At 53.9% G+C, this 1719-nt stretch carries 3 protein-coding genes; all 3 read right to left on the bottom strand.

What is annotated here, in order from left to right; translation table 11 throughout:
• The coding region (locus C0977_RS10730; protein WP_200814271.1) for a PBSX family phage terminase large subunit at positions 1-629 on the bottom strand (629 nt) is incomplete at its 3' end.
• Positions 607-1116, bottom strand: coding sequence for a terminase small subunit (locus tag C0977_RS10725; protein ID WP_101913374.1), 510 nt, complete (start codon positions 1114-1116; stop codon positions 607-609). The genes C0977_RS10725 and C0977_RS10730, both read right to left, overlap by 23 nt.
• Positions 1117-1223: 107 nt before the next feature.
• Positions 1224-1719, bottom strand: a 496-nt coding sequence (locus tag C0977_RS10720; protein ID WP_234987649.1) for a DUF1492 domain-containing protein, incomplete at its 5' end; no start/stop codon positions are given.

Genomic DNA, 1719 nt, shown 5'->3' with positions numbered 1-1719 from the left:
GCGTCCTCAAAGAATCGGTCCCCCAGCCACTCCCGCGGAACGCCTAAGTACGTCGAATGGTGAACCAATCTGTCGGGATCATCAAAGAGTTTCTCTTCATTGACCCAGTTATTTTGGCTCTTCGGCGGGTTAAATGAGCAGAACTCCCAGAAGACAGGACCGCCACGCAGCAGCGACTGGTTCAAGTTGCGGATTTCTTCCATGCCGCTAAACTGATCCAGCTCCTCCAGCCAGCAGATACCGACATACCCAAACGGCAATTTGATGGACTTGATCTTCTGTGGATCATCTACACCGAAAAACAGAATCTTCTGCCCGGTTTTCTTATAGGTAATCTCGTGCGGGCTCGTCTTGAACCTGAACTTACTGGTAAGCCCCAGCGCGTCAATGCCCCACTGCATTTGCGGGTAGACGCTATTCTTGATAGTGTTGCCCACTTTACGCAGCACCACGGCGTGACAGCCCGGATTCTTAATCAAGAGCTGCGGAATCTCCAGGCTCATCGCCGACGACTTCGTGCTGCCGCGCCCGCCTTCCAGCCAGTAGTACGTGTGGCCATGGCTCTTGATGTCGCGGTGCAGCCCCCAGAAGTGAGGCGCTACGATATTACTCAACCTGACTGTCTTCATGTGCTTCCTCTCCTACATCATCAACAATCTGGACGTTATCGTCGGCGTCCTGGGCCGTGGCTTTTACTTCCTGCTCCAGTTTCGCCAGCCGCAGCTTCTGCTCTTTTGCATCCATTTCTGTCGGGTATCGCTTGAGCAGCTGCTTCCCCGCCTCAATTCGGTCCCGGACGGAGGGCGCTGTTTCGAGGGTCCTCGCCTTGCTACAGCCCTCACCGGTTCCTTCCACCATGACATGAGGCTCCGGCACCTGCCCGCGCAGCGTCGCCGTCAGAAATTTCAGCACTTCATCCGCTTTGGCGATCCGCGCGTCTTCCAGCACCTTGAGCCGCTCTGCGATAGCCGCCTTGACCGTAGGTTTTCGCAGGTTTTCCCGCCCTGTGGCATCCGCGTTTTCAAGCTTGTATCCTGCCCGCCTCGCTGCCTCGCTGGCATTCCCGGTCTCAATGTAATAGTCCACAAACCGTCGTTGTTTTTCTGTCAATGCCATCTACACGTTCACCACCTCCGGCAACGAAAAAAGGAACCCGCCACCAGTTCGAGGCCCACACACAGACTGGCAACTAGGTTCCTTTATCGCAACTCTTCATGCTACTATTATACGCCTTTCAATAGTGCACTTCTATGCACTCTTTCAAAAGCTTTCAATGCTTCGCCGTGGAGCCCAAAAATACCTCGCCAGCTATAGTGCATATCAAACGCAATGGTTTCCCAGCGGTCACAGTTGATGTACCGCGCGTACAACACGGCTTGCTGATGTTCATCAGGAAGCGCCCGGATCATCGTCTTGGCTTCTTCCCGCATATCAATCAGTACATCCCACTCCGCATTGACTTTGTCGAAATATTTCTCTAGGCGGATATAGCTGTCCGCCAGGTCTGCGTGTCTGGACCCGGACACCTTTTCTGCCAGACTGGCCGCTTTCAGGGATACAATATCCGCTTTGACGGCAGCCAGCTCCTTTTCCACCTGCTTAACAATCTGGTTCTGCCGCCGGATGCGGCTCAGGTACTCTTTAGCCGTCATTATTTCTCCCCTTTCTGTAGAAATTCCACCCGAATCCGATAGCCGCACACTTCGGCCAGTATCAATA

Source organism: Megasphaera vaginalis (ex Bordigoni et al. 2020), from assembly GCF_900240295.1.
GTDB classification, from domain to species: domain Bacteria; phylum Bacillota; class Negativicutes; order Veillonellales; family Megasphaeraceae; genus Megasphaera; species Megasphaera vaginalis.
The sequence above is the reverse complement of the archived record's forward strand: the minus strand, read 5'-3'. Positions and strand labels throughout refer to the sequence as shown.

Excerpts from the sequence above, each read along its gene's own strand:
- C0977_RS10725 (WP_101913374.1), bottom strand. The coding sequence starts at position 1,116 with ATGGCATTGACAGAAAAACAACGACGGTTTGTGGACTATTACATTGAG.